The following is a 13,601-nucleotide window of genomic DNA, read 5'->3' as shown; positions in this document are numbered from 1 at the left end:
AACGCCGCTGACCCAGCGGCGTTTTGCATTCTTGGTTCAACGCGAGAGAAGGTTCACCACCAGCCCCAGCGCGGACCCCACGGACCCCAAGGTCCCCAGGGGCCATAAGGATAGGCCGGTACCACCTCGACCTGACGCACGACCGGCCACAGGTAAACCACGTCGGCATCCATTTTCGCCAGGCGATAGTCGTATTCGCCGATGTGGGTGTTCTCATAGCCGGCGACGTGGCCGATAAAGGTCACTTCACGGCCAGGTTCGAACACGGCGGGATCGTAGAAGCCGGAGCGGCAGGCGACGAAACGGCCATCGCTGGCGTCGGCCGAGTCGCTGTCCGGTCGGCCGCTGGCGTTGAGTGGACGCGACAGCATCTGGAAGCAGGTCTGGCCCTGGCCGGGCATGGTCTTGATGATCTTGCCGCCCCAGCGCACGGCGGCGCCGACTTGCTGTCCAGTGACCGAATCGCGTGGGGTGACGGAAGCGAACTGGCCTTGCAGCGGTTTGGGGGCGGTCGCGCAGGCGCCCAGGACCAGCGCGGCGAGCATGGGGAACAGCAGGCGGGTCTTCATCGAGATGCTCCTGTTGGCGGACGGTGCCTGCGCAGGTCGCGCAACAATGAAGCGCTGTCCGAATCGGCGCCAGCGTAGCGCGCATCGGCGAAACGCCGGCTGAGCGAAATCAGCCCTGCGTCGCCCACTCTCCGGTGCACGCGTGCGGCCCACGTCAGTGCTGGTTCGTGCATCTGGCGCTCCAGGCCCAGCCGCGCATAGCGGCGACCAAGGCGCCGCCAGGCCCGCAACAACGGGTCGCGCTCGCGTTCGGCACGGGCCAGCCACCAGGCCATCGCGCCTAACAGTAGCGCCGCGCAACCGGCGAACAGGGCCACTAGTTGTGTTGGCTCCAGCCGGGTGATGCCGATATGGCGCAGCAGCAGCTGCTGGCGATTGGCGTCGAAGGATAGGACCAGATCGTTCCACCCACGGCGGGCCCAGTCGGCGACATCGCGCCACTGCCAGATGGCGCCGTCGCCCTGTGTCGTGCCGTCGCCACCGATGCGGTCTTCCAGGGTGTCGTAGATGCGTTCCGGTGCGACCGCTGCGGTCGGGTCCACGCGCACCCAGCCGCGTTGCGCCAGCCACACCTCGGCCCAGGCGTGCGCGTCCATGCGTCGGACCACCCAGTAGTCGCCGAGCCGGTTGCGGGTGCCGCCGGCATAGCCGGTGACGATGCGGGAGGGAATGCCGGCGCCACGCATCAGCACCACGAAGGCCGAACTGAAGTGTTCGCAGAAGCCGGCTTTCTGCCGGAACAGGAATTCGTCCACACTGTCGCGGCCGGGTAGTGGCGTTTGCAGGGTGTAGGCGAAGTCGTGGCGGATCCATTGCAGTGCGCGGGCGACGATTGCCGCATCGTCGCTGCCGGCTTGTTGTCGCCATTGCCGTGCCAGCGCCAGGGTGCGCGGGTTATAGCCCGGTGGCAGCGCCAGTGCGCGCTGGCGCTGCGCGGGTGCCAGATCGGTTTGTAGCCACTGCGGCGGTGCCGAGCGCAGGTGCCAACGGGTCAGTGCGCTGAGCGGTTGCTCGGTTTGCAGCACGGCGTCTGCCGAGAGCCGGGTGCCGGCGGGCGCCTGTAGCGGCAGTTCCAGAGCGACCAGTTGGCGGCGGTCGGTCGGCTCCACTTCGATCTGGTAGTCCCACGCATTGGGGCCGGATTGCATGGTTGGTGCGGGCGCCGTTGCATTGTCGTCCTGAGTGCGCCAGGTGCGGCCGTCGAAATCCCACAGTACCGGTCCACGCCAGTAACGCTCGGTGGGCGGCGGCACCGGGCCGAAGAACTGTACGCGTAGTGCCGGGGTGTCGTCGGCCATCAGGTCCAGCCATTGTCCTGGTGTCATCGTGTCCGACAGACCGGGCCGGCCCAGTGCGCGTTCCGGCACGCCCCACAGAGGCGCGCCAAGGCGCGGAAACAGCCAGAATGCAGCCAGCGCCAGTGGCAGGCCCAGCGCCAGCAGACGGCCGACACTGCGCAGTTGCCCGCGCAGTGGACGGCGTTCGCTGTGCCCTTCCTGATCGGCCAGACGCTGCATGCACAGCAGGGCGAGGATCACCGCGGCCAGCGCCATTGCCATCGTCGCCGGTCCTTGATCCAGCAGGAAGGCGGCGAAAGGCGCGAACAGCGCGAAGCCGAGCAGGCTGCGCGCGTCGCGTAGCGTGTGCAGTTCCGATGGTTTGATCGCCAACATGGCCGCGAGCAGGGCACATCCGGTGTCGCGACCGAAGCGCAGCCCGGCTTGCCAGTACAGCGTCGTCAGCATCGCCGCGACCAGTGCCAGACGCAGCGCGGCGGGTAGTGGGCGCCAGGCCGAACTGGCGCCCACCACAAGCGCGGCCAGTGCGATCAGCCAGGCCAGTGCAGTGGGCAGTTGTAACAGCAGCGGCAGCAGCGACAGTAGCGCAGTGCTCAGTGCCCAGGCCCGGCTGGATGCGCTCAACGCAGGCGTGCGCGACTCAGTCATGCGGCAACAGCGCTAGCGCGCGCAGACACAGGTGTCGGTGCTGCGGGCCACGGCCCGGACCTAGCGTGGGATGCCCCGGCAGCAACAGGCGATAACGGCGGCCATCGCGCTCGGCTTCGTCGACCCAGCGCGCCAGCCGTGCGATGCGGCGCTCGTAAGGCAGTGTTGGCAGCATGCGCCAGTCCAGCACTACGTCCACACCGATTGGGCGTTCGTACTCGCGCACCAGCAGGGTGTCGCGGCGTGCGGAATGCTTCCAGGCGATCGTGCGTGGTGCATCGCCGGTGCGATAGGGACGCAACTGGTGGAGTTCCTCTCCGAGTGCATGCAGCCGGGTTTGCGTGGGTGTGCCGGTACCGGCCGGCACTGGCGGGCCGTCGGCTTCCGGTTGCGGATAGATCAGCAGTGGAGTCTCGGGCCAGAACCAGGCCCAGGCGCGCAGCAGACCCAGTGGCTGGGTGGTGGAGATCTGGATGCGTTGCAGATCCATCCAGCCGCGGCGTTCGGTGGGGATGTTCAGATCGGCTTCGTTGCGATCGTCGTCGTGCAGATCGAGGTAGGCCAGCGCTTCGCCGTAGCGCACGCGCAGGCCGCGCCGGCGGCGGCCGTCGTTGGCTGTCAGCGCCAACCGCAGTCGCAGTCGGCTGCCGGCGGCGACGGGTTGCGCCGATAGGGCGTCCAGGCGCAGTCCCGAGAGTTGCAGATGTGCCACGATGGCACTGGCAATCGCGGTCGCGGCTAGCAGCATCGCCAGCAGCAGTGCCGGATTGTTGTTGTAGTTCAGCGCGCCGAGCAGCATCGTTGCCAGCAGCAGGGCGATGAAGTTGCCGAACGGCGTCGGCAGGATGTAGATGCGGCGCCGGTCCAGTCGCACTGGCAGGGGTTCCGGATCGCGTGGCGTCGCCAGCCGTGCTAGTCGTTGCCGCCAGTCGCGTTGCCGTGCCGGCATCGGTGTCAGTCCACGGCGACGCTGTGCAGGATTGCTTTGGCCAGCGCCTGTCCGGAAGCCGATTCCTGCTCGGCCACCAGCCGGTGCTCGGCCACCTCCACGAACAGTGCCTGCACATCGTCGGGCAGGACATGGCTGCGACCGAGCAGCAACGCATGTGCCTTGGCGGCGCGCAGTAGTGCGATGCCGGCGCGTGGCGACAGGCCCACGCGGATTCCCGGATGCTGGCGACTGCGTGCCATTAATGCCTGGACGTAACCAACCAGCGCGTCACTGGCATGAATCTGCTCCACGCTGTGCCGCAGCGTGGCGATGTCGGTATCACTGAGCAGCGGCTGTGCTTGTGCGATCAAGTCGCGGCGGTCGCTGCCGCTGAGCAGCGCGCGCTCGGACTCTGCATTCGGATAACCAAGCGACAGGCGCAGCAAAAAGCGGTCCAATTGCGAGTCGGGCAGCGCAAAGGTGCCCGACAGATCTACCGGATTCTGTGTGGCGATGACGAAGAACGGCGCCGGCAACGGATGCGTGGTGCCATCCAGAGTGACTTGCTGCTCGGCCATTGCCTCCAGCAGCGCGCTCTGGGTACGCGGTGGTGCGCGGTTGATCTCGTCGGCGAGCAGCACGTGGGTGAACACCGGCCCGGGATGGAACTGGAATTGACGCGATTGCGGGTCGTACACCGAAACCCCGAGCACATCGGCCGGCAACAGGTCGGAGGTGAACTGCACGCGCTGGAAACCCAGGCCCAGGCTCGCCGCCAACGCATGCGCCAGGGTGGTCTTGCCGAGGCCTGGCAGGTCTTCGATCAGCAGGTGTCCACCCGATAACAAGGCGACAAAGGCCATGCGCACCTGCTGCGGCTTGCCCAGCACCAGCGCATTGACCTGCCGCTGCGCACCTGCGAGTGCTTCGCGCAGCGTATCGGTTAGCATTCCCGGTAAGCGGGGCGGAGTCGGCATCGCATTCTCGCAGCGGTCTCGCAACGGTTTGAGGGAGTTTACGGGCAATGCAAGGCGAACAACGTGCACGCAGCATCTTTCTGGTGCTGTGGATAGTGGTGACGGCTGCCAAATTGCTGGTGGCTGCGCATTTGCCATTATTCGTGGACGAAGCATTCTATTGGCAAGAGGGCCAGCATCTGGCCGCTGCTTACTCCGATCTGCCTGGGCTCACCGCCTGGCTGGTGCGGCTGGGCGTGGCCATCGGCGGCGATCATTTGTTGGCGTTGCGCGCGCCCTTCCTGTTGTTGAGTGCAGGGATGCCGTGGCTGATCGCGCGCATTGCCACGCGCTGGTTCGGCGCGGTGGCGGGTTGGCGTGCCGGCAGTCTGACCTTGTTGATGCCCCTGTCGGGGACGCTGGGTATTCTCGCGTTGCCGGACGTACCGATGGCGCTGGCGACGATCCTGTGCATCGACGCCAGCGCGCGTTTGCTACGCAAGGTCGAGGCGATGAGTGCGGTGGAATTGGCGCTGGGTCTGAGCATCGGTGCACTGAGTCACTACCGTTTTGTCGGCGTGATCGGGGTCGGTGCGATCGCCTTGCTGCTGATTCCGCAGGGTAGGCGCATGCTGCGCGATCCGCAGGTGTGGGTCGCGCTGGCGCTGGGCATCGTCGCCTGGCTGCCGTTGCTGGCGTGGAATGTGGACAACGGCGAGGCTGGCCTCAAGTTTCAGTTGATCGATCGCCACCCTTGGAGCTTCCAGTCCGCCGGCATCGGGTTCGTGTTGATCCAACTGCTGTTGGTGACGCCATTGCTGGCGGTGGCGATGGCAAAGGTTGCCTTGATCGCCGCGCGTGGTGGCGGTAACGGTGGAGCACGGGTGCAGTGGCGTTACTTCGGTCTGCTCGGTGGCGTGTCCACTCTGGGCATCTTCCTGCTCGGTTTCTTTACCGATGTCGAGCGGGTCAGTTTCCACTGGCCGTTGCCAGGCTATCTGGCCTTGTTGATCGCCACGCCGGTGATCCTCAACGGCTGGTCCAAGCGGCTGCGTCGCGCGACCTGGCTGCTGACCGGGCTGGGGTTGATCGGCGCATTCGGCTACTATTTGGCGGTGTCGTTACCGGCGGTACGCGAGCATGCTGCTGGCGACAAATATTACCCGCGCAATTTCGCCGGCTGGCAGCCGCTGGCGGCGGCGGTGCGCCGCGAACTGGCAACGATGCCTGCGGGCACACAGGTGTTGGCGGACAATTTCAAGGTCGGTGCCGAACTCGGTTTCCAATTGCACGATCCCGACATTCAGGTGCTGCCGCATCCGCTGAACACCAAGCACGGGCGCAGTGCGCAACTGCGGCAATGGGGGTTGCTCAGCGATGGCCACCGCGACGGACCGCGCCTGCTGGTGCTTTCGCCGAGCGACATGCGATACCGGCTGCTGTTGCAGCGCTACCACGCAGTCTGCGACCTGGTCGGTCCATTGCCGCCGCCGCAGGTGGTGTCCAGTGACCATGGCAGCCAGCGGTTCCTGTTATTTGCGTTGCCGGCTCAGCGCCTGCCCGGCCCGTGCACCACGCCGGCGATGGCCTGGATCGATACGCCGGCTGTCGACGCAGCGGTTGGGCGTCGTGTGGAGGTGTCTGGTTGGGCGTTCAAGGACGGGGTCGGGATCGCGCGCGTGGAGCTGTTGCTCGATGGCAAGGTTGCCGCGCAGGCACGCTATGGCGAGCGCAATGACGTCGCCGCGTTCTGGAATATCTCCACCGATCCTGGCCATCCGAACATTGGTTTCCGTGCCACGCTCGACGCCAGCGCGCTGACGCCGGGAACGCATTGGCTTGGTCTGCGCCTCTATGGTCGCGACGGTAGCGTCGAGGATTGGCTGGAGCAGTCGATCATTTTGGATGCGAAGAAGTAAAGTCCATTGCATCGTGGAATTGAACGGCGTGAGGCGATTTCTGCGTTCCAGAATCTTAATCTGTCTTATGAAAGCTAGCGAGGCGAGAGTTTAATGCCGATGTATAGCATTGATGCGCAGATGAGTCGTGGTCGCGGCGTATTGTCGACATGTTTATATCGGTTTGGACAGTTGAGGCCGACATAGTGTCTGGTGGTTGTTTGTATTTGGGATTGTCCTCACTGCGTGCCTCGCAATGGCGTGGCGTATCCCGATTCTGCTCTGGGATAACATCGATTTGGTGCCGATCTATCAAGCCTGGGAAGATGGACACTTGGCGAGATCGGATTTCTGGAAAGTTCACGATGGCAGCCATCTGCACACGGCGGCCTATGCGATTTTGCTGCTCACGACTCGTGTATCCGGTGGCCAGACTTGGCTGGATTGTCTTGTCAGTGTGGTATTGCTGAGTTTTTCTGCTGCGGTTCTGCTACGGATGGTGCTGCGCGAATTCGGCGTGTGGCTGCATTCTGGCTGGGGATGCGTGTTCGTGTTCCTGGCACTTTATCCTGGACATTTGATCAACTTGCAGTGGGGCTGGCAGGTCGCTGTATTCGTCAGTTTGCTGGGATGCATCGTGCCAGTCTATGTGTTGACCGATCCCCAGCTTGCTTGGAAGGGTGACTTGCTCGCTGTGGCTGTTACGGTGGTTGGAGTATTGGGTTTTTCCACGACGTTGGTGGCGTTTCCAGTGGCCTTGGGGTTGATTCTCCTGCATCGCGCATCTTCTGTTGCCAAGCGGCTGCTCATGTGTGTTCCATCTGCGGGGCATCTTGGTCTATGCTCGCGATTCGGATCGGCCGAGCCTTTGCAGAGGTCAGGGGAGCAGATAGCCGGCCTCGCGCAGTAGCCCGGCCAGCGCGATCAAGGGCAGCCCGATCAGCGCGGTCGGATCCTGGGTGTTGATCGCGCGGAACAGGCTGATGCCAAGACCTTCGCACTTGAAACTGCCTGCGCAGTCCAGCGGTTGCTCGGCATCGACGTAACGGGCGATGGCATCGGCGTGCAGGTCGCGGAACTGCACTTCGGTCAAGTCGCATGCATGTAGCGTCCGTGCGCCGCGTTGCAGGCACACGGCGGTGTGGAAGCGCACAGTGCGTCCGGACATGGCCGCCAGTTGCGCCCGTGCCGTGACGGCATCGCCGGGCTTGCCCAGTGGTTGGCCGTCCAGTTCGGCGACCTGGTCGGCCCCGATGACCCAGGCGTCGCTGGCATGGGGGACGACGGCCGCTGCTTTGGCGGCAGCCAGACGCTGTGCCAGCGTGAACGGCGTTTCGCCGGGCAGTGGTGTCTCCTCGACCTGCGGACGTACGCAATCGAACGGTAGGCGGAGTCGCAGCAGCAATTCGCGGCGGTAGATGGACGTGGAGGCCAGGATCAGTGGCGGCATCGGCGATGGGGGCGGGATGATGGCGCGGGGCTGGCAGTCTGCGACGGCCGTCGCGGGCGGGCAAGCGCCGGGACGGGGTGGTTTGACAGTGCTACTGGCAATCCTTAACATTCTGCGGCTTATGTCCGCGAACGTGCCCGAACTGTTGGATGCTTGGCGGATGGTCGCAGCGCGCAGGGTCTTCGAGGACCGTCTGCCGCTATCGGCGATGACCCGTCTGCAAGGCAGTCTGGCCGATACCGAAGGCGAATGCCGCTATACGCTGGAATTCGGCCGCGATGCTGTGATGCAAGTGTCCTACGTCGAATTGAGGATCGAGACCGCATTGCCGCTGATTTGTCAGCGCAGTCTGCAGCGCTTTCTGCTGCCGGTGTCGAGCGTGCAGCGGCTTGGGCTGATTCGCAACGCGGCCGAAGAGGCCGCGTTGCCGCCGGAACACGAGGCGTTGCTGGTGCCGGACGACGGTATGCTGCGGCCCGCCGATCTGGTCGAGGACGAACTGGTGTTGGCGGTGCCGCTGGTGCCGGTGGCGCCCGGGAGCGAGGCGGTCGATCGCGATTGGTCGGCGACCGAGGAAGAGATACGCAAGGTCAGCCCGTTCGCGGCGTTGGCCGCGCTGAAAAAACCGTAGTGGCTGGCCTGCCTGCCGCTACCTGAGGTTGTTGCCGGACGCGCGCGTCCTGCGCGACGTAATGACGACAGATGTAAACGAACCGAGTTTGGAGCAATCCCATGGCTGTGCAGAAATCCCGTGTCACCCCGTCCCGCCGCGGCCAGCGCCGTTCGCACGACGCCCTCAGCGCCAAGCAGTTGTCGACCGACCCTACCAGCGGCGAGATCCACCTGCGCCACCACGTCACCGCCGAGGGGTACTACCGTGGCAAGAAGGTGATCGCCACCAAGACCGCGCAGGTCGAAGAAGATTGATGCGTGTCCGTCCACCGCGTTGCGGCGGACGGGGGCACCTCTCTTCACAGGCCGCGCCACGCCGGGCGGCCCGCGTCACCTGTAACAGGAACCAGCATGAGCAAGCGTATCTATTCTAGGATCGCGGGCACAGGTAGTTATTTGCCTGAAAAAGTATTGACCAACGACGATCTGTCGCACATGGTCGAGACCAGCGACGAATGGATCCGTAGCCGTACCGGCATCCGCGAGCGGCACATCGCGGCCCCCGGGCAGACCGCTGGCGACCTCGGTTACGAGGCCGCGCTGCAGGCGATCGAGGCCGCCGGTATCCAGGCCGCCGAGTTGGACATGATCGTTGTCGGTACCACGACACCCGACTTGATCTTCCCCTCTACCGCCTGCCTGATCCAGGCCCGGCTGGGGGCGGTCGGTTGTCCGGCGCTGGACCTCAATGCCGCCTGCTCCGGCTTCGTCTACGCGCTCGGCGTGGCCGACAAGTTCATCCGCAGCGGCGACGCCAAGACCGTGCTGGTGATCGGTACCGAAATTCTCAGCCGCATCGTCGACTGGACCGAGCGCACCACCTGTGTGTTGTTCGGTGATGGCGCCGGTGCGGTGGTGCTGCGTGCCGACGAGGACACCGGCATTCTCAGCACGCATTTGCATGCCGACGGTAGCAAGAAGGAACTCCTGTTGAACGCCACTGGCATCGGCACGGGGCTGGTCGATGGCACCGGCCATCTGGCTGGTGGTGGCATCCAGATGAAGGGCAGCGAGGTCTTCAAATACGCGGTCAAGGCGCTGGATGCGGTGGTCGATGAGACCCTGCAAGCCAACGGCTTGGACAAGCACGACCTGGACTGGTTGATTCCGCATCAGGCTAACCTGCGCATCATCGAGGCCACCGCAAAACGCCTGGATATGTCGATGGATCAGGTGGTGGTCACGGTGGACGTGCATGGCAACACGTCGTCCGCCTCGGTGCCGATGGCGCTGGACGTGGCAGTGCGCTCAGGTCGCGTCCAGCGCGGCCAGTTGCTGCTGCTGGAAGCCTTCGGCGGCGGTTTCACCTGGGGCTCGGCACTCCTGCGCTACTGAGCGGATTCGCGCGCATTCGGTGCCGATGACGTTGGGCTGCCCGATGGTCGCGCGCGGTATGCACGTGCGGTCGGGAGCGCTGCGGTGCGTCCCCTGGGTATGGGGCTGGCGGCCTCCTTATGTTCCTTCCATGGTGGTGGATGTGTCGCATCAATACGCACGGGTACAGACGCACGGCGGATTTCGCCCGTATCATCGCCGCTCGATTTTTGCAGGGCCATCCGTGTGACCGATTCCACACTCGCCTTTGTCTTTCCCGGCCAAGGTTCGCAATCGTTGGGCATGCTGGCGGATGTCGCCGAACAACATCCGCAAGTACGTGACAGCTTCGTCGAGGCCTCCGACGGTGCCGGCGTAGATCTATGGGCGCTGAGTCAGGACGGCCCGGAAGAGATGCTCAATCGCACCGAATATACGCAACCGGCGCTGCTGGCGGCCAGCGTGGCGCTGTGGCGTCTGTGGTTGGCCGAAGGCGGCGCACGCCCGGCGTTGCTCGCCGGGCACAGCCTGGGCGAATACAGCGCGCTGGTCGCTGCTGGCGCACTGTCGCTGCATGATGGCGCGCAGTTGGTGCGGTTGCGTGGTCAATTCATGCAGGATGCTGCTCCTGCCGGGGTAGGTGCGATGGCCGCGGTGATCGGTGCCGAGGATGCGCTGATCGAAGCGGTCTGCGCGGAGGCTGCCGACAGTCAGGTGGTGATACCCGCCAATTACAACGCGCCCGGTCAGGTGGTGATCGGGGGCCATGCCGCTGCGGTCGAGCGTGCGCTGGCGTTGCTGAGCGAGCGTGGCGTGCGCAAGGTGGTGAAGCTGGCGGTCAGCGTCCCCTCGCACACGCCGTTGATGCGTGAGGCGGCCAATCGTCTGGCCGATGCGATGCGTGGAGTCGCTTGGCATGCGCCGCAGTTGCCGGTGGTACAGAACGTCGATGCGCAGGTGCACGATGGTGTCGAGGCCATCCGCCTGGCGCTGGTCGAGCAGTTGTACCTGCCAGTGCGTTGGACCAACTGTGTGCAGGCGCTGGCTGCGCGTGGCGCCACCCGGGTGGCCGAGTGCGGTCCAGGTAAAGTGTTGACCGGGCTGATCAAACGCATCGACAAATCGCTCGATGGTCGCCCCCTGTCGGCACCGACCGATTTCGTCGGTGCGCGCGAGGCCTGGGCTGTTTGACATCCGGTTGTCGTGCGTCGGGCGCTCCGCCCACGCCGGCGTTCATTCCCTGGCGCATCGCGCGCCGTCCGCCTCTGAAGGAAAATGTAGATGAGCAAGCCATTGCAGGGAGAAATCGCTCTCGTCACCGGCGCCAGCCGCGGTATCGGCGCAGCCATTGCCGATGAACTGGCCGCGCAGGGCGCCACTGTCATCGGGACCGCGACCTCCGATGCCGGTGCGCAGGCGATCGGCGCGCGGCTTGCCGCCAGCGGTGGTCATGGCCGCCCGCTGGACGTCACCGACGCCGCCGCGGTCGATGCATTGATCGAGGCGATTGCAAAGGAATTCGGACCTGTTTCGATCCTGGTCAACAACGCCGGCATCACCCGCGACACGCTGCTGATGCGGATGCGCGACGAGGACTGGCAGGCGATCATCGATACCAACCTCACCAGTGTGTTCCGCACCTCCAAGGCGGTGCTGCGCGGCATGATGAAGGCGCGCAAGGGACGCATCGTCAACATCGCTTCGGTGGTCGGGGTGACCGGCAATCCGGGACAGGCCAACTATGCCGCGGCCAAGGCCGGCATCATCGCCTTCTCCAAGTCGATGGCCAAGGAAATCGGTTCGCGCGGCATCACCGTCAACGTGGTCGCGCCGGGTTTCATCGACACCGATATGACCAAGGCCCTGCCTGAAGCGCAGCGTACCGCGCTGTTGCAGCAGATCGCGCTGGGCCAGCTTGGTCAAACTGCTGACATCGCCCATGCGGTGGCGTTTCTGGTCGGTCCCTGCGCTGGTTACATCACCGGCGAGACCCTGCATGTAAACGGCGGGATGTACATGCCGTGAGCCTGTGATGCAACAGGTGCCGCTAAGTTGCTGATTGGCTGACGCTTGGGCTGCGCTGCAACGGGCCGTCGGTTTCCACTACACTATCCAACGTAGCCATCGCAGACCGATGGCGTTTCGAACCACCACCCCTCCATCTGGAGCGATATCCCAATGAGCACCATCGAAGAACGCGTCAAGAAAATCGTCGTCGAACAACTCGGCGTCAAGGAAGAAGAAGTCACCAACAGCGCATCGTTCGTCGATGACCTCGGTGCGGACTCGCTGGACACCGTCGAGCTGGTGATGGCCCTGGAAGAAGAGTTCGAGTGCGAGATTCCGGACGAAGAGGCCGAGAAGATTACCTCGGTGCAGCAGGCTATCGACTACGTCAAGGTGCACGTCAAGAGCTGATGCTCCGTCCCAGATCGCCATCGACGCCCTTGCTGGTCCGATGCGTGTGACAATTCCATGGGGCCGCGTATGCGGCCCTGTGTTTTTACAGTGTCAAGAGGCCGCATATATCGCGGTGAGGAGATTACGCAATGAGCCGTCGCGTCGTGGTAACCGGCATGGGTCTGGTGTCGCCGTTGGGCAATGATCTGGCCAGCAGCTGGGACGGGATCGTCAATGGGCGTTCGGGCATCGGTCCGATTACCCTTATCGATGCATCTCAGTTCGCCACCCGCATCGTCGGTGAAATCAAGGATTTCGATCCGACCAAGTTCCTGTCTGCCAAAGACGTCAGAAAGATGGATTCGTTCATCCACTACGGCGTCGCCGCCTCGTTCATGGCACTGGACGATGCCGGCCTTGAGATCACCGATGCCAATGCCGAACGCATCGGCGCCATCCTCGGTTCGGGCATCGGCGGCGTGCTCGGCATCGAAGAGCAGACCCTCAAGTTGCAGGAGGGTGGCCCGCGCAAGGTCTCGCCTTTCTATGTGCCCAGTACCATCATCAACATGCTGCCGGGCCAGGTAAGCATTATGAAGGGACTGAAGGGGCCGACCTTCTCGGCGGTTTCCGCCTGCGCCACCTCCAATCATTCCATTGGCACCGCGATGCGCATGATTCAGTACGGCGATGCCGACGTGATGCTGGCTGGCGGTGCCGAGCGGGGATCCTCGCCGACTGCGATCGCCGGCTTTTCCTCGATGCGGGCGATGTCCACCCGCAACGATGATCCCGCTGCGGCCTCGCGGCCATGGGATAAGGACCGCGACGGTTTCGTGATGGGGGATGGCGCCGGCGTGCTGGTGCTGGAAGAGTACGAGCATGCCAAGGCGCGTGGCGCGCGCATCTATGCCGAATTGGCTGGCTTCGGCGCCAGCTCCGATGCTTTCCACATGACCTCGCCGAGCGAAGACGGTGAAGGCGCTGCGCGCAGCATGCGCGCGGCGATGCGCGATGCCGGGCTCAATCCAGACCAGATCGATTATCTCAATGCGCACGGCACCTCTACGCCTGCGGGCGATCTGGCCGAGACCATCGCGATGAAGCGCGCGCTCGGCGATCATGCCTACAAGCTCATGATTAGTTCCACCAAGTCGATGATTGGGCATCTGCTCGGCGCGGCTGGTGGTGCCGAGGCGATCTTCTCGGTGATGGCACTCCACACGGGCATCATCCCGCCGACCATCAACCTGGACGAACCGGGCGAGGGTTGCGATCTGGACTACGTGCCGAACGTGGCGCGCGAGAAGAAGATCGACGTGGCGATGTCCAATGGGTTCGGCTTCGGCGGGACCAACGGGACTTTGGTGTTCAAGCGGATCTGACGACCGGGACGCGGCATTTGGAATGGCCGGTGCATCGTGCCTGGTCGTGCGCACAGACAGGTGCATGCCGCGATGCCGAC

General features: G+C 64.4%; 14 protein-coding genes. 9 read left to right on the top strand and 5 right to left on the bottom strand.

The annotated features are described in order from the left end of the window. Positions 1 to 53: 53 nt before the first annotated feature. Genes XalbCFBP2523_RS08850 through XalbCFBP2523_RS08835 form a run of 4 tightly spaced genes read right to left on the bottom strand, consistent with a single transcriptional unit; the run spans position 54 to position 4,423 of the window. Complete coding sequence (locus XalbCFBP2523_RS08850; RefSeq protein ID WP_012915145.1) at positions 54 to 569, bottom strand: Slp family lipoprotein; 516 nt, start codon at positions 567 to 569, stop codon at positions 54 to 56. Next, the gene (locus XalbCFBP2523_RS08845) at positions 566 to 2,515 is read right to left on the bottom strand and encodes a transglutaminase TgpA family protein (protein ID WP_045765297.1); all 1,950 of its coding nucleotides are present in this window, start codon (positions 2,513 to 2,515) and stop codon (positions 566 to 568) included. The genes XalbCFBP2523_RS08850 and XalbCFBP2523_RS08845 overlap by 4 nt, the downstream gene beginning before the upstream one ends. Then, entirely contained in the window at positions 2,508 to 3,464 is a 957-nt protein-coding gene (locus tag XalbCFBP2523_RS08840; RefSeq protein ID WP_045765298.1) for a DUF58 domain-containing protein, read from the bottom strand. The genes XalbCFBP2523_RS08845 and XalbCFBP2523_RS08840 overlap by 8 nt, the downstream gene beginning before the upstream one ends. A gap of 5 nt (positions 3,465 to 3,469) precedes the next feature. After that, entirely contained in the window at positions 3,470 to 4,423 is a 954-nt protein-coding gene (locus XalbCFBP2523_RS08835; protein WP_045765299.1) for an AAA family ATPase, read from the bottom strand. Between the two features lie 47 nt (positions 4,424 to 4,470). Between XalbCFBP2523_RS08835 and XalbCFBP2523_RS08830 the strand changes: the two genes are divergently transcribed. Further along, complete coding sequence (locus tag XalbCFBP2523_RS08830; protein ID WP_045765300.1) at positions 4,471 to 6,321, top strand: glycosyltransferase family 39 protein; 1,851 nt, start codon at positions 4,471 to 4,473, stop codon at positions 6,319 to 6,321. 235 nt (positions 6,322 to 6,556) lie between these two features. After that, complete coding sequence (locus XalbCFBP2523_RS08825; RefSeq protein WP_045765301.1) at positions 6,557 to 7,210, top strand: hypothetical protein; 654 nt, start codon at positions 6,557 to 6,559, stop codon at positions 7,208 to 7,210. Here XalbCFBP2523_RS08825 and XalbCFBP2523_RS08820 read toward each other — a convergent pair. Then, positions 7,178 to 7,750: a Maf family protein gene (locus XalbCFBP2523_RS08820; RefSeq protein ID WP_045765302.1), complete on the bottom strand. Its 573-nt coding sequence runs from the start codon at positions 7,748 to 7,750 to the stop codon at positions 7,178 to 7,180. The genes XalbCFBP2523_RS08825 and XalbCFBP2523_RS08820 overlap by 33 nt on opposite strands. A 121-nt stretch (positions 7,751 to 7,871) precedes the next feature. Here XalbCFBP2523_RS08820 and XalbCFBP2523_RS08815 point away from each other — a divergent pair, with 121 nt between their 5' ends. The 7 genes from XalbCFBP2523_RS08815 (at position 7,872) to fabF (ending at position 13,521) form a co-directional block, all read left to right on the top strand. Beyond that, positions 7,872 to 8,381 carry a YceD family protein gene (locus tag XalbCFBP2523_RS08815; RefSeq protein WP_045760437.1) on the top strand — a complete coding sequence of 170 codons (510 nt, stop codon included), beginning with the start codon at positions 7,872 to 7,874 and terminating at the stop codon, positions 8,379 to 8,381. 101 nt (positions 8,382 to 8,482) lie between these two features. Beyond that, entirely contained in the window at positions 8,483 to 8,677 is a 195-nt protein-coding gene (gene rpmF, locus XalbCFBP2523_RS08810; RefSeq protein WP_012915152.1) for a 50S ribosomal protein L32, read from the top strand. 96 nt (positions 8,678 to 8,773) lie between these two features. After that, complete coding sequence (locus XalbCFBP2523_RS08805) at positions 8,774 to 9,757, top strand: beta-ketoacyl-ACP synthase III (protein WP_012915153.1); 984 nt, start codon at positions 8,774 to 8,776, stop codon at positions 9,755 to 9,757. A gap of 225 nt (positions 9,758 to 9,982) precedes the next feature. After that, on the top strand, positions 9,983 to 10,927 hold the full coding sequence (gene fabD, locus XalbCFBP2523_RS08800) for an ACP S-malonyltransferase (RefSeq protein WP_045765303.1): 945 nt from the start codon (positions 9,983 to 9,985) through the stop codon (positions 10,925 to 10,927). Between the two features lie 90 nt (positions 10,928 to 11,017). Continuing rightward, entirely contained in the window at positions 11,018 to 11,761 is a 744-nt protein-coding gene (gene fabG / locus XalbCFBP2523_RS08795) for a 3-oxoacyl-ACP reductase FabG (RefSeq protein WP_012915155.1), read from the top strand. Positions 11,762 to 11,914: 153 nt separating this feature from the next. Beyond that, positions 11,915 to 12,154 (top strand): acyl carrier protein, encoded by a 240-nt coding sequence (acpP, locus tag XalbCFBP2523_RS08790; RefSeq protein ID WP_012915156.1) that lies wholly within the window; start codon positions 11,915 to 11,917, stop codon positions 12,152 to 12,154. Between the two features lie 131 nt (positions 12,155 to 12,285). Beyond that, on the top strand, positions 12,286 to 13,521 hold the full coding sequence (gene fabF / locus XalbCFBP2523_RS08785; RefSeq protein ID WP_012915157.1) for a beta-ketoacyl-ACP synthase II: 1,236 nt from the start codon (positions 12,286 to 12,288) through the stop codon (positions 13,519 to 13,521). Positions 13,522 to 13,601: the final 80 nt, after the last annotated feature.

It is taken from the genome of Xanthomonas albilineans (assembly GCF_002939705.1).
GTDB lineage: Bacteria > Pseudomonadota > Gammaproteobacteria > Xanthomonadales > Xanthomonadaceae > Xanthomonas_A > Xanthomonas_A albilineans.
This window is presented reverse-complemented; position numbering and strand designations above follow the sequence as displayed.

What these genes read in the sequence shown, in the direction of transcription:
- XalbCFBP2523_RS08820 (WP_045765302.1), bottom strand. Translation starts at nt 7,750, where the DNA reads ATGCCGCCACTGATCCTGGCCTCCACGTCCATCTACCGCCGCGAATTG.
- rpmF (WP_012915152.1), top strand. Translation starts at nt 8,483, where the DNA reads ATGGCTGTGCAGAAATCCCGTGTCACCCCGTCCCGCCGCGGCCAGCGC.
- XalbCFBP2523_RS08845 (WP_045765297.1), bottom strand. Translation starts at nt 2,515, where the DNA reads ATGACTGAGTCGCGCACGCCTGCGTTGAGCGCATCCAGCCGGGCCTGG.
- XalbCFBP2523_RS08835 (WP_045765299.1), bottom strand. Translation starts at nt 4,423, where the DNA reads ATGCCGACTCCGCCCCGCTTACCGGGAATGCTAACCGATACGCTGCGC.
- XalbCFBP2523_RS08805 (WP_012915153.1), top strand. Translation starts at nt 8,774, where the DNA reads ATGAGCAAGCGTATCTATTCTAGGATCGCGGGCACAGGTAGTTATTTG.
- XalbCFBP2523_RS08815 (WP_045760437.1), top strand. Translation starts at nt 7,872, where the DNA reads ATGTCCGCGAACGTGCCCGAACTGTTGGATGCTTGGCGGATGGTCGCA.
- XalbCFBP2523_RS08825 (WP_045765301.1), top strand. Translation starts at nt 6,557, where the DNA reads ATGGCGTGGCGTATCCCGATTCTGCTCTGGGATAACATCGATTTGGTG.
- fabG (WP_012915155.1), top strand. Translation starts at nt 11,018, where the DNA reads ATGAGCAAGCCATTGCAGGGAGAAATCGCTCTCGTCACCGGCGCCAGC.
- XalbCFBP2523_RS08850 (WP_012915145.1), bottom strand. Translation starts at nt 569, where the DNA reads ATGAAGACCCGCCTGCTGTTCCCCATGCTCGCCGCGCTGGTCCTGGGC.
- fabF (WP_012915157.1), top strand. Translation starts at nt 12,286, where the DNA reads ATGAGCCGTCGCGTCGTGGTAACCGGCATGGGTCTGGTGTCGCCGTTG.
- acpP (WP_012915156.1), top strand. Translation starts at nt 11,915, where the DNA reads ATGAGCACCATCGAAGAACGCGTCAAGAAAATCGTCGTCGAACAACTC.
- XalbCFBP2523_RS08840 (WP_045765298.1), bottom strand. Translation starts at nt 3,464, where the DNA reads ATGCCGGCACGGCAACGCGACTGGCGGCAACGACTAGCACGGCTGGCG.
- XalbCFBP2523_RS08830 (WP_045765300.1), top strand. Translation starts at nt 4,471, where the DNA reads ATGCAAGGCGAACAACGTGCACGCAGCATCTTTCTGGTGCTGTGGATA.